The organism is Cytobacillus sp. Bac17 (assembly GCF_024519925.1).
Classification (GTDB): domain Bacteria; phylum Bacillota; class Bacilli; order Bacillales; family Cytobacillaceae; genus Cytobacillus; species Cytobacillus pseudoceanisediminis.
Window position 1 is genome coordinate 39,286 of the sequence record NZ_JALJRC010000017.1, and the last position, 19,759, is coordinate 59,044.

The window sequence follows — 19,759 nt, forward strand, 5'->3', positions numbered from 1 at the left end:
CTCAGTTCCTGACTGCGGGGATTTTCCATATATATTACCAATCCTGGGTTCGTTCTAATAAATGATCAATTTCTACATGTCTGATCATATAGCCAAGATCTTCTTCGGCAATTTCCGATGTGGCTTCCAATAGCTGATCAATATCCATTTGCACCAATCTCATAACCAGACCTCCTGATTTAATTAATGAATGAATGAATGAATCTATAATCTCTTTCCTGCTATACTATTCGCTTCGTATTAGACAGGTATGGGGGCAGCTGAGAAATTTATCAGTATTAATTACCCAGATTTCTTAGGACCTAAACATTCATACAAAGAACAAGATTGAATGGCTGTTCACTATTCGTCACACCTCAGCCGGAAAATTAATAATATATAATGAGTTTTAAAAAATCTTATCAGGGAATAGAGTCATAAAATACATTGCAATTTGAAGGTGTCTATTATGAAAACTAACTTTAATGATTTTGCAAAGCTTTTGGAATCCGCTCTTGATAAAGGACAAACAGATAATGAAGTGACCATTCATGAATTGCTTGATGATATAAAAAATCAGCTTGAACCTTTAATCAACAAAAAGGAAATCGGCTAATGCGCCGATTTCCTTTTATTTTCTTATAACCATTTGTGTGCTTTTTGAGCCATCTAAGCTGAGATATGCGATTCATTTGAAACGGAAAAACGCTTGCTGCAGAAAACATGGGTTTTTATTTGCAGTTAGATCCTTTGACCAGCTGTTCTGTGTATGGCTATGACTGCATCTTCAAGCTGCTTTTTAGTAACATCATAGTGAGTGACAAAACGCACATAAGAAGGTCCGAAAGTTCCTGAAAGCACTCCCTCAGCTTTTAACTTTTCAACAAATTCCGATGAGTTCATTTTAAGGTTTTTTACATCAGCCACAATGATATTTGTATCTACTTGATTTACGATTTCAATCCCTTTGATTTGTCCAAGCTGCTGTGCAAGATATTGAGCATTTTCGTGATCCTCGGCTAAACGCTCTCTCATATTCGTTAATGCAACAATTCCCGGAGCTGCTATGATCCCAGCCTGGCGGAGTCCCCCTCCCAATCTTTTGCGCCATTTTCTTGCTGCAGCAATAAATTCTCTGCTACCTGCAAGAATGGAACCAACAGGTGCTCCGAGCCCCTTAGAGAGGCATACTTGCACAGTGTCGCAATGATTGGCCATTTCAGAAGCCGGCAGGTTTAAGGCTGCGGCTGCATTAAACAGTCTTGCCCCATCAATATGTACGGGAATATTATTCGTTTTGCCAATGCTGTATATTTCTTTCATATTATCAATAGGTATTACGGCACCGCCAGCTCTGTTATGGGTATTTTCCAGACAAATCAATCCTGTTTCCGGATAATGCTGATCTTCTCCCCTAATGGCATACTCCACTTCTGAAGGATTCATTGCACCTCTTATCCCATTTAGCGTCCTTGTCTGGACTCCGGCAAAGGCAGATGAAGCGCCGCTTTCATAATAAAAAATATGGCTTTCTGCTTCAAGAATAATTTCATTGCCCGGACGGCAATGTGTTAAGATGGCAATCTGGTTTCCCTGTGTGCCGCTCGTTACAAACAGAGCTGCCTCCTTACCAAGCACCTCAGCAGCTGTCTCTTCCAATTTATTTATTGATGGATCCTCTCCATATACGTCATCCCCAACTTCAGCTTCATAAGCAGCTTTCCGCATTTCTTCAGTTGGCTTTGTAACCGTATCACTTCTTAAATCAGTCATTTCCTCACCCTGTCCTTCTCTATTATTAGTCCATGTTACTGTACTATTCAGTATTTTTCAACAAAGAGAGAATTCATTTAATTAATTCTTGTATGGAGAATTTTATTTGGTGGTTTTTTGCTTGAATATGGATGTAACATAAGATAATTAGGGTGTCGCATTAAAGTTCAAAATTTGTTCAAAAGTTGTTTTGATGACCATAACCCTGTAATAATGCTATTTGAACAAAAATATAAGCTGTCCAAATAGCTTACATTTATTTCCTTCCCACTTTTGTCACAACTTTTCACATTTGCTTATGTTAATATCATTTACACAGTGATAACTAAGTTAAATAAAGGTTTTTAAGGATGCTTATGTTTACCAGCTATATATTTTTTTGGCATCTTTGTGAAAACCCGCACATTATTTGTGAATTATTTAACAATAGTTTTTGTCAAAAGGAGATGAAACATCAGATGAAGAAAATGCTGCTCTCTTTAACAGCCCTATTGCCCTTAATGGTTTTAAGCGGCTGCAATATGGTTGTATTTGAACCTCAGGGCCCCGTTGCAAGAAGCATTACCGAATTAATTAACTGGTCCCTGATCTGGATGCTTCTTGTCGTTGCAGTCGTGTTTGGATTATTCGGCTACATTGTCTGGAAATACCGTGAACGACCTGAGAATAAAGATTATGAACCCCCTGAGGAGCATGGAAGTACACTACTTGAAATTATTTGGACCGGGATTCCGATTTTAATTGTCATCGCCCTAACAATCCCGACAGTAAAAACACTTTATGCGCTGGAAGAAACACCTAAGGGCTATGAAGAAAAAGAACCTATTACAATACATGTAACATCTGCTGACTGGAAATGGATCTTCAGCTATCCTGAAGAAGGCATTGAAACAGTGAACTATGTCAATATTCCTGAAGATACGCCGGTTCTCTTTAAAATGACATCTGCCAGCACTATGCAATCTTTCTGGGTGCCTGCACTTGGCGGACAGAAATATACGATGCCCAAAATGGAAACTGAAATGTATCTTGTCGCTGATAACCCTGGATCATATGAAGGACAGAACACGAACTTTAACGGCCGCGGCTATGCGGATATGAAGTTTGAGGTTCTTGCTCAAACACAGGAAGATTTTGACCAATGGGTTGACGACGTTAAAGAAACAGCACCTAAACTGACTGAGAAAGAGTATGAAGGGCTGCTGAAGCCTACGCATTTAGGAAGACTGACATATTCCAATACTCATTTAGAATGGGTTAACCATGCTGATCCAAATTCGAAGGCTTATACAAATCCTGAGCTCTACAGAGGCCATGGATATCAAGGTAAAACATTCGAAGAAGATGACAATTATAAAAATGAGAATCCAAACGTAATTGAAGGTCATGGTGAAGAAGAGAGCCATGATAGTCAAGAAAACCATGGAGGTGGCCATCATGGGCATTAAATGGGATGAGTTTTTTATTACTGGGGACCCCCTTATACTAGGTTCACAGATTGCTATTTTATTAACGATGATTGGTGCAGTCGCTGCCATCACGTATTTAAAAAAGTGGAAATACCTCTGGACCGAATGGCTGACTACAGTTGATCATAAAAAAATCGGTATCATGTATATCATCTCCGCAGTATTGATGTTTTTCCGCGGCGGGATGGACGGCTTGCTGATGAAAGCTCAGACAGCACGCCCTGAAATGGAATTTCTGAATTCACAGCACTATAATGAAATTTTTACAACACACGGCGTTATTATGATTCTTTTCATGGCAATGCCATTCTTGATTGGATTAATGAACGTTGTCATTCCGCTTCAAATTGGTGCGCGTGACGTTGCCTTTCCGCAGCTGAATGCACTTAGCTTCTGGCTGTTCTTCAGCGGAGCTATGCTATTTAATATTTCTTTTGTTATCGGGGGATCGCCTGATGCAGGCTGGACATCTTACTTCCCTCTTGCAGGCAAGGAATTCAGCCCTGGAATCGGCAATAATTTTTACGCAGTCGCGCTGCAAATTGCTGGTATCGGGACACTGATGACAGGTATAAACTTTATCGTCACGATTTTGAAAATGAGAACAAAAGGCATGACACTAATGAAAATGCCGATGTTCACTTGGACTACCTTTGTAACATCCATTCTGATTGTGGCAGCTTTCCCTATTTTCACAGTTGCATTGGCACTGATGACATTCGACCGTCTGTATGGAACACACTTCTTTACAGTATCAGGCGGAGGAATGGATATGCTTTGGGCTAACCTGTTCTGGCTTTGGGGACATCCTGAAGTTTACATTGTTGCCCTTCCTGCATTCGGGATTTTCTCAGAAGTTATTGCCACTTTCTCAAGAAAATCATTGTTTGGATATAAATCAATGGTATTTTCCATCCTTGGAATTGCCCTTTTAAGTATGGTTGTCTGGGTCCACCATTTCTATACAATGGGATCAGGCCCTGCTGTAAACTCTTTCTTCTCCATCACGACGATGGCGATAGCCATACCGACTGGAGTCAAGATGTTTAACTGGCTGTTTACGATGCGTAAAGGCCGCATAAAAATTACTTCCGCCATGCTTTGGGCACTTGCATTCGTCCCATGCTTCGTCATAGGCGGGGTTACTGGCGTAATGCTTGCAATGGGTGCAGCGGATTATCAGTATCACAATACATTATTCCTGGTTGCCCACTTCCACTATGTATTAATTCCAGGTGTCGTATTTGCGGTATTTGCAGGTCTTTACTACTGGTGGCCAAAAATGTTCGGCTTCATGCTGAATGAAAAAATCGGTAAATGGCATTTCTGGCTATTTGTTATCGGCTTTAACGTAACATTCATGCCTATGTTCTTCCTTGGATTAAACGGAGCTGTAAGACGTGCATACACATACTCTGCCGAGTCTGGATTTGCACCACTCTTTATGCTTTCGGCAATTGGTTCCATCATTCTGGCAGCCGGATTCGCGGTGTTCTGCTACAACATTTACTGGAGCATCCGCTATGCCGACAGAAACATTTCAAGCGACCCATGGGACGCAAGAACATTGGAATGGTCTACTGCGTCACCTGTTCAATTCTATAACTTTGCAAAACTGCCGGAAGTTAAATCCCTTGATCCTTTCTGGCACATGAAAAAAAAGAATGAAGGCTTAACGTTATATGACAGTGAAATCGAAGAGATTCATATGCCAAGCAATTCCTGGCTTCCGATTTATATGGGTGTCATCTTTGGCATCGCAGGCTTCCTCCTTGTATTTGAATGGCACATCGCTGCAGCTGTAGCTGCCATCGGCATTTTTGCTGGATTGATCATTCGTTCATTCGATTACAATGAAGGCTTCCATGTTACAAAAGATGAAATCCACAGAATTGAAAATGCGTGGAGAAAAACAGAAGGAGAGGTGCACGATCATGTCAGCTAAAGTGGATACTTCTTTGCCCCTTGAATATCAAACTGAACAGGACCGGATGAATATTCTTGGCTTCTGGGTTTTCCTTGGCGCTGAAATCGTTCTATTTGCCACTCTGTTCGGAGTATATGGAGTTTTATATGAACGCTTTGCTGGAGGGCCAACACATAAAGACATTTTTGTGATCAAGGATGTCATGATTCAGACAGTCCTCCTTTTGACAAGCAGCTTTACAATGGGCATCGCCATTTTTGAAATGCGCCGCCATAACCTGAAAGGGCTAATCACCTGGCTGGTGATTACCCTTGCACTTGGCGCAGGATTCCTATTCATGGAGATTAATGAGTTTATCCATTATGCCCATGAAGGTGCAACGATGCAGACAAGTGCGTTCCTATCCAGCTTATTTGTCCTGCTGGGTACACACGGAGCCCATGTTACATTGGGGATTGGCTGGGCAACTATGGTCATTATCCAGCTTTTAAAAAGAGGCCTTACCCCTACTACAGCAAGAAAAACGTTTATTATCGGCCTTTACTGGCACTTCCTTGATGTGGTCTGGATCTTTATTTTCACATTCGTGTATTTGAAAGGACTGGTGGCTTAAATGGAACATCATCAATCAAAAAGCTTCCCTATAAGCCATGTCATTGGATTTGCTGTTTCCCTTGTGCTGACATTTGCAGCAGCAGGTATTGCCCTAAAAACGAACCTCTCTTTTAAAGTGATCATGTGGATCATCGGCTCGCTGGCTGTCATTCAGGCAGGCATGCAGCTGTTCATGTTCATGCACTTAAGAGAAGGAGAAGACGGCAAAACGAACTTAGTTAATATGATTTATGCCGTATTTATGGTTATTGTAATTGTAGTAGGTTCTATTTGGGTTCTCACTTCTGGGCACGCGGCTCATTAATTCAAGAAAAGCGGAATCGCCTTGTCCATCCCATGAGCCAGATAATAAAACCGGTCTCCCTTTTGGAGGCCGGTTTTATTTGTATTGTCTGATTCCCTTGCTGCCCTTTGTCATTTCTTCCATCACATTGATAAAAAATCCGAATCCAAAAATTAGCATGGATGATACCATAATGCTTAAACCGATTGATAAAACATACTCACCCGTGAGACCGCTTACAAAAAAGCTTGAAATAAAGACAATTAACCCTAAAAGAATACCGGCCGCAGTAACATTTCTAAAAAAATGCAGCACCTTTTGCTGTTTTAAAGTCATATTTTCATCCCCTTTTATTTAATATTCTAACTATGTTCACAAATTTGTCAAACTTTTTGTCACAAAATTGTCAAATTTATTTATGCAAAAAAAGCTTTGCAAAGGTGCAAAGCAATTTTCTACTGATATAGCTTTTTAATGTTCTCCAAATCTTTCTTTAAATTGCCTATTTCCTGCCTGGTCAGCATTAATGGCATTTGATCGTAAAGTGTAATAATCTGTCCTCCCTCATCCTCTTCATGAAGGGATAAATAGTTATACAAATTTTCACATTGATTTTTGTTAAGGACAGACTGGGTGCTGAAATTTTTAACCTTCTGGATCTCAAAGGCACTGGTTTCTGCATCATATACACCTGTAATAATATTGCCCTGCAATGTGTTTGACAAACAATCACTCCCCTTTTTGAGTAATATACCCATTTTTCAGGAGCAGTTTCCTAAAATAAGAAAAAACCTCTTTGGAAATTTCCAAAGAGGCTGATTATATTAGGAAGCGCGTTTTTGTGATTGAATAACTTCATCCGTTTTTCTTATGATCAATCTTGGAGCTGAAGATATAATTAATACTGCTAAAATCGAGCAGAGAATAGCTGCTCCGAGCATGGTTGCACCGTTTGCCAGGAAGGAAAAGAGAACCGGTGACATCCCTTCCGGCGCATAGCTCCCAAAGAAAAGGACACCTGCTATGTAATGCCAGAAATACCGGGCAAGGCTTCCGGCAAACACAGCTAAAACAACCCAGCCCAATGCCTTTTTCTTGTTTCCGCTGCGCAGCTGATTTTGAATTGGTCGGAAAAACAAACCGGCAAAACCGATACAGGCAAATGCCACAAAGTACTCAATAAATGCCTGAAGCGGAGTCGCAATCCAGGCATCACCCATGGCAATCTGCAATATTCCCCATAATAGACCGGCAATGAAGCTGACTTTAAAGCCCCATCTGAATGCCAAAATGAATATGGGAATCATCGCAGCAGAAATTGAAATGGAAGGCGACAGCTTAATAGATGGAAGGAAATCCAAAATAATAGCAAATGCTGCAAAAAATGAAGCTTCAATCATCGCCGTCAGGCTTAATTTTTTCATAAAAAAATCCCCCTATAATCGTATGACGATACCCCAAGGGAGAACAAGCAGGCAGAAAAACCCCTTCCGCCTTTTATTCCACATTCCTGCGCTAGCATTATCTAACAGGTTCAAAGGGTCAGAACAGCGAACTATTCACTCTCAGCAGAATGCTCCCCTTGTGGCACGTTATTGTATTATCCAATTTTAGTATAAATGAAATAAATGAAAGTGAAAAGGATTATTTTCCCTCTCCAAATATAGCCTGTTTATCCCACTTTCCGATACGGTAATACATAAAGGCGATGACACTGCTTATAGCAAAGCTTATCCCCATGCCTGCAGCAATTCCTTTATCACCCATAAACTTTGAAAATAGGAATGTTAAAGGATAGCGCAGGATCCAGAATGAAATGATATTCAGTATGAGCACTTGAAACATCGCACCGGAAGCTCTTACCACACCATTCAATATAAAATTAATGCCCAGGAGCGGATAAAAAAAGGCAATGATCTTTAAATAGTCAGTGCCATACTGAACTGATTCTTTATCCTGTATAAACAGGCGCACCCCGTGTTCTGCAAATAGGACCGTACCAAAAGCGATGATAAACATGATTCCAAGATTGTAAATGACTCCGTACAAGGCGATTTGATGAACCCGTTCCCATTGATTTCTCCCTATATTTTGACCGGCCATACTGTTGACTGCAGTCCCCAATGCCATCGCAGGAAGCATAATGATGCTGTCAATACGCTGAGCTGCACCAAATCCCGCAACCACGTCATCGCCAAAAGAGGTGACGACAGACATAATAGCCATAACACCAGCCGATATAACGGTCATTTGAAGTCCAGAAGGGATGCCGAGCTTGAAAATTAATGCCGCTTCCTCTTTATGCGGCCAAGAAGGAATAGTGAACGGCGCCAGCTTTTTGCGGAGTATGAATATCATTCCGATCATAAATGCGAACCCCTGTGAAAGGATCGTAGCACAAGCTGCCCCATCAATACCAAGCTGGAATACAGATATAAAAAGAGGGTCCAGGATTGCATTTAATACGACTGCTATCAGGACAAAGTACAGTGGACTCTTGCTGTCTCCGAGCGCCCTGAGTACGGTTCCTATAAAATTGTATCCAAATAAAAACAGAATACCAATGAAGTTAATCTGCAAATAGGATGCTGCACCTTCAGCCATTCCTGCAGGTGTGCCCATTATGGCCAAAATTCTTTCTGCAAACAGGAATCCGGCTATTCCAAGAGCAACTGACATAATTGTCTGAATGACGGTAAAGGCATTCAAATATTGTTTCAGCCCCTCTTCATGATCCCCACCCTTTTGCTGGGATAAAATCGTTAACGCCGCATTGTTTATTCCAATGATAAAAGAAAGAACTGTAAAGATTACAGTGCCGGACACCGCCACAGCTCCCAATGCGTCGGCCCCAAGCAGATTCCCAACCCACAGACTATCAATAAATTGATAGGAAACCTGCAGAAAATTAGTGAGCATGATTGGAGTTGAGAACACCAAGAGCTGTTTGAATATATTTCCTTTTGTAAAATCCTGCTGTGCCATCTTTACACCTTTTTCCCATATTTTTTTCACAGTTTCTATTATTCACTATTTCATATCCAGTTTCCAATTTTATAGTTTTGATTGTTATTATGTTTTATAATTTTATTTGCTTCATCTCTGTCACATTTTTATCATAAATTGATGCACCTGGAATGCTGTTATAGCACAATTCCTCTAATGAGATATTATTTTTCCATAATTTACAACGTTTAAAAAGTGTAAAACCCTGTAATTAACAATTCTTTTTCCTTATAATGTAGGTATGTTTAATGAGGAGGGAAATAGTTGAAATCACGTCTTAAGAAGCCTTCGACGATTGTTTCTATTGCATTGGTGATCACGGTGATTTTGGCGGCGGTTATTTGGACCGTACAAGCAGGAAAAAAGGATGTGACAGTCCCGTTTTCTTCTGTGGAAAAAATTATTGCCTCCCAGGATGGGAAGACTGTTGCAGTACAGGAATATAAAAATGGGAAACTGCTGATCACAGCCCCTGATGGCGAGTACATCTCCCATGTGCCCCCCAACAGTGAGATGGTTGATAAATTAGTAGAAACCTATAATATACAATATACGTTCGCAAACACAGGACCTTATACCCCTTGGATTCTGGGCGGTGTAGTCCTTTTGTTTATAGCCATTGGCATTTACCTGTTTAAGTCAGGAAAAGGCGGAATGGGCGCTACAAATACTATGAAGCAAAGTGTATCTAAGCCAAAGGCCCTTCCTTCCATTTCACTTGAGGATGTTGGCGGAATTCAGGAAGAAATGAAAGAGGAAATCATGCAGACTCTTTCAATTTTAAAAGAACCTGAGCGCTCCCTGAAGATGGGGATTAAGCCGCCAAAGGGAATTCTGTTATACGGGCCTCCTGGAACGGGGAAAACGTTGCTGGCTCAGGCAATCGCTAAAGAGCTTGGAGCTACTTTTTTCTCAACCAGCGGTTCCGGTTTTAATGAATTGTTCGTTGGTGTGGGAGCATCCCGTGTAAGAAATCTTTTCCAAAATGCAAGAAAGCATGCCCCTGCTGTTGTCTTCATTGACGAAGTAGATGCACTGGCAGGCAGAAGAAAGCAGCATGGCGGGGAAGAAAGTGAAAAAACATTAACTGAGCTGCTAGTTCAGCTTGACGGCGGATATTCCAATGATGGAATACTATTTATTGCAGCGACAAACAGGAAGGATATGCTCGATGAAGCCTTCCTCCGTCCTGGGCGTATTGACTTCTCCTTCAATGTCCCTCTTCCGGATACAAAGGGCCGAAGAGAGATTATCAATATTCACACGAAAAATAGATTACTTGCTGAGGATGTCATGACAACACTTGGCGATCTGGCAGAAAGCACTTCTGGATTCTCGGGAGCAGATCTTCATTCCCTTTTTGAAACGGCAAGCCGCAGAGCTGTCCGTAACGGCCAGGAAATTATCTCTAAGGATGATTTGGATTATGCGCTGGATCGGACCATTTTGGGAACTACCACCCGTGCATTGCAGGATCCCGGCACGAAGCAGCGGGTGGCCATACACGAAGCTGGCCATGCTTTAGTGGCTGCTTTAACAAAACCAGGATCCGTCCGAAAAGCAACCATCATTCCCCGAGGTGAAGCTCTTGGTTACGTGGCCCCCATTCAAAAAGAACTTCACTTATCGACAACAAGTGAATTGCTTGATCAAGTTGCCATGATTCTCGCTGGCGGTGTATCAGAACGAATGATTCTTGGCGAGCATAGCATTGGAGTAAGCGGTGACGTAAAACAAGCCAAGCATATCATTGAGCAAATGGTTGATACCGGGTTACTGGATAACGGCTTTGAGCTTACTTTTAACAAAGGTCAAAAAGAAGCAAAAATGCAGGATCTTTTCCAGAAAGCACTGGAAAGATGCGAATTGATCATCGCAAATCATCAGCCTCAATTTGAAACGCTGGTAGAGGCCCTTCTTGAAAAAGAAACTCTTGAAGGCAGTGAAGTCCAGAAGATTGTTGGAGAATTGAAGACTGAAATGGTACTGGCATGATGAGAAACCGTCCCACTATGGGCCGGTTTTTTATAATGGAACTGCGGGTCATTTGTAAATAATCAAATTAACCCATAATAATGTTATGTAAACAAATGGTTCTTTCATATAACCAGAATAAATAAATGTTCCCATATAAAGGATTCTTCCTTTCTTTTGTTTAATTACTAATATTACCTACATAATGGAGGAATGGTTCTTTTGTATGATTTTACAGCTGACTTGATTTTTCACTTTCTGATTATGATCATGATCCCTTTTATCCATAAAATCTCTTCTTATCGGGGGGATTACTGGAAGACTTCTGCCCCGCTTTTATCTGTTCTTTTTTTAGCACTTTTCCTCACTATGACTTTTCCTGTGGAAATTGCAGGCGGTCAGTTTTTTGACTTGAAATTTATTCCTGTTTTTGTCGCCTATTTTTACATTAAGCCCCGTGCAGGCTTCCTGACTATTTTTGCATTGATTTCTTTTAAGGGCTTTTTTTCACCAGGAGATATTTGGATTGCGCTTGTAAATTACACAATAATTTCTGTGCTTTTTTTCTATGCGTCAAAAATCTATAAAAAATGTACATTTAGGCAAAAACTCAGTATAGCAGTTTTATTTTATCTTCCCATTACGATAACCAGGTATGTTATTTTCCTCCAAAAGGATATAAACGAAGACGCTGTATACTTACTATTGTTTTCAGCAGTTTCCATTATGACGCTTTCTATAATCATCTATTTGATTGAAATGAATCTGGTTCAGGAAAATATGATGGAAAAACTGAGAAATGCCGAAAAAATCAATGCAATCAGTCAGCTGGCTGCGTCAGTCGCCCATGAAATTAGGAATCCAATGACTACTGTAAGAGGTTTTCTGCAAATGCTTAAAAATGAAAAAAACCTGACTGCAGATCAAAAGACATTTATTAAAGTTTCTTTGGAAGAGCTGGACAGAACCAATCATATTATTAGTGATTTCCTCTTACTTGCACGCCCGGAAACTTCTGTTACCAGTAAAGTTTCACTTTCCGGATTATTATTGGAGGTGGCTGATTTTATGCGGCCATATGGACTGATGACAAAGGTTGAAATAAGGACAAGTATTTTTGAAGGCATTTTTATCATGGGTAATCCGAATGAAATAAAGCAATTATTTATTAACTTAATGAAAAATAGTATAGAAGCCATGCCTGATGGCGGTATTCTAGAGGTTTCAGCATTCAAAAGAAATACTACAGCAGATATACAAATTAAAGATGAAGGTGTCGGAATGTCGAAAGAAAAGCTTCAAATGCTCGGTCAGCCCTATTACTCAACGAAAACAAAAGGAACCGGCTTAGGATTAATGATATCTTTTGACATCATCAATCGTTTGAAAGGAAAATATTTAATAGAGAGCACACAGAATAAAGGAACCAGCTTTACTATTTCGCTGCCTCTATATTACTCGCCTGAAGAGATACGGCAGCCTTCTTTCCAGAACATGTCTGGAGGTCAGCGTATGAATGAGAGTTAACTCCATATTCATTGAATGGGAATCTTTCCGAAAATAAATGATCGCCAGCACAGGGTAGCTTAATCGTGATGGATCAAATACATTAACTTTAAAAAAAGCCTCCAAAATCTGAAGGCTTTTTTCATTTATCCCCTGCCGGATGCACGGCCTCTTATAAAGTTTACAACAAAGATGATCGCTGCTATTACCAGCAGTATATGAATGATGCCTCCTGCTACTTTAAATATTAATCCGAGTATCCATAATACAAGCAAAATACCTGCTATAGTCCAAAGCATGCAATTCACCCCTTCCTGTTAATTTAATATTTACATACCCCTAACAACCGGGACAAAATCATGAGTAAATGAAAAAAAAACATTGCCGCACTTTTTACAGTTCTGACAATGTTATGTTTTGCAGTGGATGGATATTTTTATTCAGAGAGTATTGCATTTTCCAATTCTTTTGCAGCAGCCCCGATTGGCAATTTCTTTTAATGAGGATGCTTCACTTTTTTTCAAATCCTTAAGCTTGTGATAAAACGTTTTCCATGCCTGCTCCCTTTTCTCAAAAGAAATAAATGCACCATCTTTGCCATTTCAACAGCAAAATCCATTAACATCTCAGGCATCTTTTTTCTCGGTCATTCTAACCCTTATCATTGTTACAATGATGTATCTCTTTTAAAAAGGTGCCGGACACCCATGCCACACAAGTTCAGTAAGATCATACAAAACCTTCCTGTATTCAGGGAAGTTTTGCTGCATCCTTTTTGCATCACTGCATATACTATATTCACGGTCGCCCACCTCTTCTAACATCGCTTCGTTGCGGGACTAACCAGACCGGAATGTGGGCGGCCACCTTTTAGGATTTAAGCCGTATTTCACCATTGCACCGTTTTATTACACACCATGAAGAAAGCTGCAAACCACACCAGGCTTGCAGCTTTTATTTATAGTAAATTATAAAATGGAACTGTGTGAATCACTCTGTGGAAAGATTGCATCTACCTCCAGCGCCTAGCCCCTCGGGTCATAAGCCAAATCACTCCAGAAATCAGGACAAGGAACGCTTCGTCATCGGATACATCGCCCGACCAAAGCTGCTTTGGAAGGTTTCCTGCGTGATTCGTCATATGCCTGTCGGACTTGCACAGGATGTGCCGGCTTCAACGTTCGCCACAGGACGTGGCGGTTTTTAGTTGACGTTTACCCTGATCAAGGAGCTTCCGCTTTAGTTCAAGGACCTTCGTCAATAAGTTCATAGCCTGGAATCAGTTCTGAGAGCGGCACTATTTCTGCTTTCTCTTTATAAACAGGTATATACTCTTTAAGCACATTAACCATCTTTGTACCTGTGATGCCGACATGGCCAATTGCGATAATGCGTTCATTTTTCACCAGTTTTTCTGCAAGTCTGTCAGCCTGTTTTGTAATATGGGCAGTAGTGTATATGTCATCGAAGAAAATATTGTTTTCTACATATGGTACACCGATTTCTTTTGCCAGTTTGCCGACGACGCTTTTGCCGGTTGTTTTGCTGTCAAGATAAAATAATCCGTGTTCTTTGCATACTTTAAGGACAATTCTCATGACCCGCTCATTCTCAGTGGCTCTTGAACCCATATGGTGATTCATCCCGACCGCATGCGGCACTTCTTTGATGGCACTCTCTACCCTGCTGCGGATTTCTTCATCAGTTAAATCTGTTGTGATTGCCCCCGGACCAAGCCAGCTCCTCTTTCCTCTTTTCGGCTCCATTGGCATATGAACGATCACTTCATGTCCATTTTCACTTGCCAGTTCTGCATCTTCTTTTGTCGTTGGCATGAAAGGCATGATGGCAACTGTTAAGGTCACCGGAAGCTCCATCATTTCTGCTGTTCCCTTCATGTTGTTTCCCAGATCGTCAATGACAATCGCCAATTCAGGTTTTAGCGGGGCAGCACTTATGGAATTCCCTATACTTGCGAATGAAAAAATCAATAAAAATATACTGATGAATATTTTCATTTTCCATCCTCCTTTGAGCTAGCATTCCCTGATTCTTTAAAACAGTTCCAATGCAAAAACTGCCAGGAATTGATCCTGGCAGCACTTTATTTTTTATGCATTTTAAATTCAAGGAAAAGCTCGTTATAATAAGCAAGCATTCTTTTTCCCAGGTTCTCATAAACCTCCAGCCGAGCTGTCATTTCTTCATCCGGATAGAATCGTTCATCTGAAATTGTTTCTTCGTCCATATATTTCAGCGCTTCTTTATTCGGCGTTGAATATCCAACGTATTCTGTATTTTGTGCCGCATTTTCCGGGTCAAGGATGAAATTCATAAACTGGTGGGCTGCTTCCGGGTTTTTGGCAGTCTTAGGGATGACCATATTATCAAACCAAAGATTGGAGCCTTCTTCCGGAAGTACATATTCCAGATTATCCTTCTCCCACATGAGTTCCTGAGCCGTGCCGGACCAGACCACCCCAATGCCGGCTTCATCATTTTCCATCAGCATTCTGATTTCATCACCGACAATGGCTTTAATGTTAGGAGTAAGACTATCGAGCTTTTGTTTAGCTTCGACCAAATGGTCTCTATTTTTGTCATTCAGCGAATAATGGAGACTGTTGAGACCCATGCCCATTACTTCCCTTGCCCCATCTATCAGCAGGATCTGGTTCTTTAATTCAGGGTCCCATAAATCATTCCAGCTTGTGATTTTTTTATCTCCTAAAATATCGGTGTTATAAAGAATTCCGACAGTACCCCAGAAATAGGGAATTGAATATTCATTCCCGGGATCAAAAGGCAGGTCCATAAAACGCTGATCGATATATTTCAGGTTCGGAATTTTTGAATGATCAACCGGCAAAAGCAGGTCTTCCTCTTTCATTTTTTCAATCGCATATTCAGATGGAACAGCAATATCATAAGCTGTGCCACCCTGTTCAATTTTCGTCATCATCGCTTCATTGGAATCGAATGTCTCATAGATGACTTTTATGCCTGTTTCCTGTTCGAATTTGTCCACCAAGTCTGCATCTATATAGTCGCCCCAATTAAAAATGGTCAAAGTATTTCCGCTTGTGTAGCCCTGGGAGGAATTCAGCCCTGAAGCGATGTACAATAAGGTAAATGAAACAATTAATACCGCGGCGAGTGCCTGAACAAGCTTCTTCATTGCCTTACCCCCATTCCATTCGGCTTATCATTTCGTTTCGTAATAAAGTAATAGCCTATTACCAGAATGATTGTAAATAGGAAAAGCAAAGCAGATAAAGCATTAATATTTAAAGAAACTCCCCGTCTTGCCAGTGAATAAATCTCAACAGACAAAGTGGTAAAGCCGTTGCCTGTAACAAAGAAAGTTACCGCAAAATCATCCAGGGAATACGTCAGGGCCATAAAAAAGCCAGCGAAAATTCCAGGAGTAATATAAGGGAGAATGACTTTGGTCAGCACATCGAATCTGCTTGCCCCAAGATCCATGGCTGCATAAATCATGGACGTGCTCATTTCTTCTATTTTAGGCAAAACCATCAGCACAACAATCGGTACACTAAAGGCTATGTGAGCAAGCAAAACAGATACAAATCCAAGCTTAAGTCCGATCATTGTAAACAGAATCAAAAACGAGGCGCCTATAATGACATCCGGACTGACAATCAGCACATTATTCAGTGACAGGAGCGTATTTTTCACTCTGCGTTTTCTAGCATAGGCAATGGCTAGTCCTCCAGCCACTCCAATAATGGTCGAAATCGCTGCAGATAAAAGGGCAATAATAATGGTGTTAAGGACAATGATGAGTAATCGGGCATCAGCAAACAGCTCCCGATACCAATCCAGGGTGAAACCTTCGAATTGATACATGGTCCCTCCGCTGTTGAATGAATAAAATATCAAGTAAAAGATCGGGGCGTACAGGATGATAAAGATAAGTGCCAAATAAATCGCCGGCCATTTCCTGTTCTTTTTCATTATAGGATCCCCCGCTTTCTTCTGCCTGTCAGCACCATAATGAACACCATTGCGATAATCAGAAATACGGCAATGGTCGAGCCCATTCCCCAGTCCTGTGTCACAAGGAAATGCTGTTCAATGGCTGTTCCAAGAGTGATGACACGGTTTCCTGCAATCAGCCTTGTCAGCATGAATAATGACAGTGCAGGGATAAAGACGATCTGGCATCCCGATTTCACGCCATCAAGTGTCAAAGGAAAAATTACGCGTTTAAATGTTACCCAGGAAGACCCGCCTAAATCATTGCTGGCATCAAGAAGGGTTGGATTCAGTTCATTCAGAGAATTAAATATCGGCAAAATCATGAAAGGAAGAAAGATGTATACTGACACAAAGATAAAGCTGAAATCAGTGAACAGAATTTGCCTGCCCCCTATTCCCATTGCATCCAAAAAGCTATTCGCTGCACCATATGTTCCAAAGATACCCAGGAATGCATAGGCTTTTAAAAGCAAATTAATCCACGATGGCAGTATAATTAATAAGAGCCACAGCTGCTTATGTTTCGTCTTAGTAAGCAAATAAGCTGTCGGATAAGCGATCAGCAATGAAAATAACGTTATTAAAAAGGCATACCAAAAGGAGCTTAAAGTCATTTTTAAATAAACGGGTGTAAAGAACTTTCTATAATTCTCCAAAGTGAAGTGCCCTTCAATATCAAAAAACGAATAATACAGAACAAGAAGCAATGGCGCTACTACAAAGAGAGCAATCCAAAGGACATAAGGAATTAAATAAAAGTTGCGGGAATTAGTTTTCATGGCTTTCCTCTTCATAAGCTTCAAGACGCTTATCAAATTCCTCTTCTGTTTCCCCGTGCCTCATGACGTGTATTGCTTCGGGATCGAAATGAAGGCCAATTTGATCCCCGACTGTCGCCTTTTTCGTTGAATGGACCAGCCACTCATTGCCATCGCTGTCATAGCAGCTGATTTCATAATGGACTCCCCTAAAGAGCTGGGAGTCAACTTGTACCTTCAGTTTCCCATCTTCCGGTGCGGTAATAGCCAGGTCTTCAGGGCGGATGACGATCTCAACATCTTCGTTTGGCTCAAAGCCCCCATCAACACACTCAAATAATTTGCCGGCAAACTTCACCAGATAGTCTTGGATCATCGTTCCAGCAACGATATTTGATTCCCCAATAAAATCTGCTACAAAACGATTGATCGGCTCATCATAAATATCAGTAGGAGTTCCGCTTTGCTCGATGCTTCCGCTGTTAAGTACGAAAATTTCATCTGACATGGCTAATGCTTCTTCCTGGTCATGTGTGACGAAAATAAACGTAATGCCCAGATTTCTCTGCAGTTCCCTCAGCTCATATTGCATTTCGGTCCGCAGCTTTAAATCAAGTGCGGATAAAGGTTCATCCAGGAGAATAACCTCTGGTTCATTGACAATGGCACGCGCGATGGCAACACGCTGGCGCTGTCCACCTGACATTTCTTTGATTTCACGATTTTCGTAGCCTTCAAGGTTTACAAATCTTAGCGCTTCCTTTACTTTCCTCTCAATATCGGCATTCTTCATTTTTTTGATTTTTAAACCGAATGCAATATTTTCATACACATTCAAATGCGGAAATAGAGCGTAATCCTGAAAAACGGTGTTTACTTGCCTTTTGTTGGCTGGAACATTATTTATTATTCGCCCATTAAAATAAATGTCCCCTTCGGAAGGTTCAGTAAATCCGGCAATCAATCGCAATATGGTCGTTTTCCCGCAGCCCGATGGCCCTAAAAGGGTATAGAACTTCCCGCGCTCAATTTCAAAGCTGACATTTTTTAAAACTGGCGGATCATTATCATATCTTTTTGTAACGGAATTAAATCGAATAATGGTGTTATCTGTCATCTAACTCTCCCTATCTATAGAAATTTACAGCGCTTATGTATTGTTAAGTTCAAACGTATAATATCATAAATTTCTCGGAATCTGTCATAAATTGTTGAACATCCTTTACAAAAAAAACCGCACCAATTGGTGCGGGATTAGCAGATACTACACTCCCCGCTTATTGCCCCATACATATGTATGCAGCTGCGGAAGTACTTTAACATCTGTCAAATCATTGTCATGTATCGTTTTTTCAATGAGCCAATCATATTTGTCAAGCAGTTTCTGCAATAAATTTCGGTCGTCAGCTGTAACAGTGTCATCATTTCCCACCTGCAGATAAAACGGAACACCGGGATAGCGCTTATGAATGTTTTTAGCGTATTCATAATCCTTATCATCAAAAACAACAATCTTCAGTGAGACCTGCTGTTCTGCCTTTCTTTTGGTCTGAAGATTATTCACAATATAACCGAGCACATCGAAGTCTGTTTTCATGCCTGAGCTCGGCGGTTTTGGGGATAGGGTCAGTTCATCAATTTCATAAAACCAATCCTGCCAGCGGCTCCCCTGTGTTTCCAGGCAGATCTTAATTTTTTCTGCTTTGAGCAAAGAAATGAGTTCACTCAAATTTTTTAAAAGTGCAGGATTACCCCCGGATATGGTCACAAAGGAAAATCCATCCCCACCCAGCTCTTTAAGCTCTTTCCAAATTTCATCCGGTTCCATTTGGCGGATGCTGTCTTTCGCACTTCCATCCCAGGTAAAGGATGAATCACACCAGCTGCATGAATAATCACATCCTGCTGTACGGACGAACATCGTTTTCTGGCCGATCACCATTCCTTCACCCTGAATGGTTGGTCCGAATATTTCGAGAACAGGAATCTTACTCAACCTCCATCCACTCCCTTCTTGCTTCCGCATAGCTTGTAGGAGTTTCAAAAAGGCGCACAAATTCTACTCTTGCACCAACATATTGCTCTTTTCTGTTTTGGAGGCTTTGTGCCATTTTTTCATAAATCCAGACAACCATATTCTCTGCTGTCGTATTCATTGGCGGCAGCGTTTCATTCAGATACTTGTGGTCAAGGAATATTTCAATTTCGTTTTTCCAAATTTTTTTAATGTCGCCGAAATCAATCATTAATCCTCTGTCATCCACGAATCCGCTTATGCCAAAAATCACCTTGTAGGTGTGCCCATGCAGGTTTTTGCATTTGCCTTCATAGCAATGCAGATGATGGGCTGAATCAAAAGTGAATTCCTTGCTGACCATTACACGCTTATGGTGGTATTTCAGCTGATCGGGTTTGATATCCTCATTTATCTTCTGCAGTTTATCAACAATCCTGAAACCGTACATGG

The 19,759-nt window shown here is 40.9% G+C and carries 21 protein-coding genes and 1 riboswitch; of the genes, 7 read left to right on the plus strand and 14 right to left on the minus strand.

The features are described 5' to 3' along the window. Positions 1-34: 34 nt before the first annotated feature. Entirely contained in the window at positions 35-163 is a 129-nt protein-coding gene (locus NR125_RS18385; protein ID WP_019379822.1) for a hypothetical protein, read from the minus strand. A gap of 285 nt (positions 164-448) precedes the next feature. On the opposite strand from NR125_RS18385, the gene NR125_RS18390 reads away from it, so the two are divergent. Then, positions 449-595, plus strand: coding sequence for a YwzD family small protein (locus tag NR125_RS18390; protein ID WP_019379821.1), 147 nt, complete (start codon positions 449-451; stop codon positions 593-595). A 125-nt stretch (positions 596-720) separates the two neighbouring features. Here NR125_RS18390 and ltaE read toward each other — a convergent pair whose 3' ends face one another. Next, complete coding sequence (gene ltaE, locus NR125_RS18395; protein WP_192908615.1) at positions 721-1,752, minus strand: low-specificity L-threonine aldolase; 1,032 nt, start codon at positions 1,750-1,752, stop codon at positions 721-723. Between the two features lie 458 nt (positions 1,753-2,210). On the opposite strand from ltaE, the gene qoxA reads away from it, so the two are divergent. Genes qoxA through qoxD form a run of 4 tightly spaced genes read left to right on the plus strand, consistent with a single transcriptional unit; the run spans position 2,211 to position 6,067 of the window. Then, entirely contained in the window at positions 2,211-3,200 is a 990-nt protein-coding gene (qoxA, locus tag NR125_RS18400; protein ID WP_009334520.1) for a cytochrome aa3 quinol oxidase subunit II, read from the plus strand. Continuing rightward, the gene (gene qoxB, locus NR125_RS18405; protein WP_009334519.1) at positions 3,190-5,166 is read left to right on the plus strand and encodes a cytochrome aa3 quinol oxidase subunit I; all 1,977 of its coding nucleotides are present in this window, start codon (positions 3,190-3,192) and stop codon (positions 5,164-5,166) included. The genes qoxA and qoxB overlap by 11 nt, the downstream gene beginning before the upstream one ends. After that, positions 5,156-5,761, plus strand: coding sequence for a cytochrome aa3 quinol oxidase subunit III (gene qoxC, locus NR125_RS18410; RefSeq protein WP_009334518.1), 606 nt, complete (start codon positions 5,156-5,158; stop codon positions 5,759-5,761). The genes qoxB and qoxC overlap by 11 nt, the downstream gene beginning before the upstream one ends. Next, complete coding sequence (gene qoxD / locus NR125_RS18415; RefSeq protein ID WP_256815877.1) at positions 5,762-6,067, plus strand: cytochrome aa3 quinol oxidase subunit IV; 306 nt, start codon at positions 5,762-5,764, stop codon at positions 6,065-6,067. Positions 6,068-6,142: 75 nt separating this feature from the next. Here the strand turns inward: qoxD and NR125_RS18420 are convergent, their stop codons facing one another. The 4 genes from NR125_RS18420 to NR125_RS18435 all read right to left on the minus strand — a co-directional run bounded on the left by NR125_RS18420 (position 6,143) and on the right by NR125_RS18435 (position 9,031). Continuing rightward, on the minus strand, positions 6,143-6,382 hold the full coding sequence (locus tag NR125_RS18420; RefSeq protein WP_009334516.1) for a hypothetical protein: 240 nt from the start codon (positions 6,380-6,382) through the stop codon (positions 6,143-6,145). 119 nt (positions 6,383-6,501) lie between these two features. After that, complete coding sequence (locus tag NR125_RS18425) at positions 6,502-6,771, minus strand: hypothetical protein (RefSeq protein WP_009334515.1); 270 nt, start codon at positions 6,769-6,771, stop codon at positions 6,502-6,504. Positions 6,772-6,870: 99 nt separating this feature from the next. After that, complete coding sequence (thiT, locus tag NR125_RS18430) at positions 6,871-7,470, minus strand: energy-coupled thiamine transporter ThiT (RefSeq protein ID WP_217024855.1); 600 nt, start codon at positions 7,468-7,470, stop codon at positions 6,871-6,873. A 66-nt stretch (positions 7,471-7,536) separates the two neighbouring features. Beyond that, positions 7,537-7,639, minus strand: a riboswitch (TPP riboswitch). Positions 7,640-7,690: 51 nt separating this feature from the next. Continuing rightward, positions 7,691-9,031, minus strand: a complete 1,341-nt coding sequence (locus NR125_RS18435) for an MATE family efflux transporter (protein WP_034297042.1) — start codon at positions 9,029-9,031, stop codon at positions 7,691-7,693. Between the two features lie 285 nt (positions 9,032-9,316). Between NR125_RS18435 and NR125_RS18440 the strand changes: the two genes are divergently transcribed. Together NR125_RS18440 and NR125_RS18445 are read left to right on the plus strand one after the other, a co-directional pair. Further along, entirely contained in the window at positions 9,317-11,047 is a 1,731-nt protein-coding gene (locus NR125_RS18440; RefSeq protein ID WP_019379814.1) for an AAA family ATPase, read from the plus strand. A 192-nt stretch (positions 11,048-11,239) separates the two neighbouring features. After that, on the plus strand, positions 11,240-12,553 hold the full coding sequence (locus tag NR125_RS18445) for an ATP-binding protein (RefSeq protein WP_256815881.1): 1,314 nt from the start codon (positions 11,240-11,242) through the stop codon (positions 12,551-12,553). A 125-nt stretch (positions 12,554-12,678) separates the two neighbouring features. Here NR125_RS18445 and NR125_RS18450 read toward each other — a convergent pair whose 3' ends face one another. The 8 genes from NR125_RS18450 to queD form a co-directional block, all read right to left on the minus strand. Next, positions 12,679-12,831: a lmo0937 family membrane protein gene (locus tag NR125_RS18450; protein WP_019379812.1), complete on the minus strand. Its 153-nt coding sequence runs from the start codon at positions 12,829-12,831 to the stop codon at positions 12,679-12,681. A 945-nt stretch (positions 12,832-13,776) separates the two neighbouring features. Continuing rightward, complete coding sequence (locus tag NR125_RS18455) at positions 13,777-14,550, minus strand: divergent polysaccharide deacetylase family protein (RefSeq protein WP_009334509.1); 774 nt, start codon at positions 14,548-14,550, stop codon at positions 13,777-13,779. An 86-nt stretch (positions 14,551-14,636) separates the two neighbouring features. Beyond that, entirely contained in the window at positions 14,637-15,710 is a 1,074-nt protein-coding gene (locus NR125_RS18460; protein ID WP_256815883.1) for an ABC transporter substrate-binding protein, read from the minus strand. Next, positions 15,707-16,510 carry an ABC transporter permease gene (locus NR125_RS18465; protein ID WP_019379810.1) on the minus strand — a complete coding sequence of 268 codons (804 nt, stop codon included), beginning with the start codon at positions 16,508-16,510 and terminating at the stop codon, positions 15,707-15,709. The genes NR125_RS18460 and NR125_RS18465 overlap by 4 nt, the downstream gene beginning before the upstream one ends. Further along, positions 16,510-17,313: an ABC transporter permease gene (locus tag NR125_RS18470; RefSeq protein WP_256815885.1), complete on the minus strand. Its 804-nt coding sequence runs from the start codon at positions 17,311-17,313 to the stop codon at positions 16,510-16,512. The genes NR125_RS18465 and NR125_RS18470 overlap by 1 nt, the downstream gene beginning before the upstream one ends. After that, complete coding sequence (locus tag NR125_RS18475) at positions 17,303-18,409, minus strand: ABC transporter ATP-binding protein (RefSeq protein ID WP_009334505.1); 1,107 nt, start codon at positions 18,407-18,409, stop codon at positions 17,303-17,305. Before NR125_RS18475 ends, NR125_RS18470 begins: the two co-directional genes overlap by 11 nt. Before the next feature lie 147 nt (positions 18,410-18,556). Continuing rightward, entirely contained in the window at positions 18,557-19,288 is a 732-nt protein-coding gene (queE, locus tag NR125_RS18480) for a 7-carboxy-7-deazaguanine synthase QueE (protein WP_009334504.1), read from the minus strand. Further along, positions 19,281-19,757: a 6-carboxytetrahydropterin synthase QueD gene (gene queD / locus NR125_RS18485; protein ID WP_009334503.1), complete on the minus strand. Its 477-nt coding sequence runs from the start codon at positions 19,755-19,757 to the stop codon at positions 19,281-19,283. Before queD ends, queE begins: the two co-directional genes overlap by 8 nt. Between the last annotated feature and the right edge of the window lie 2 nt (positions 19,758-19,759).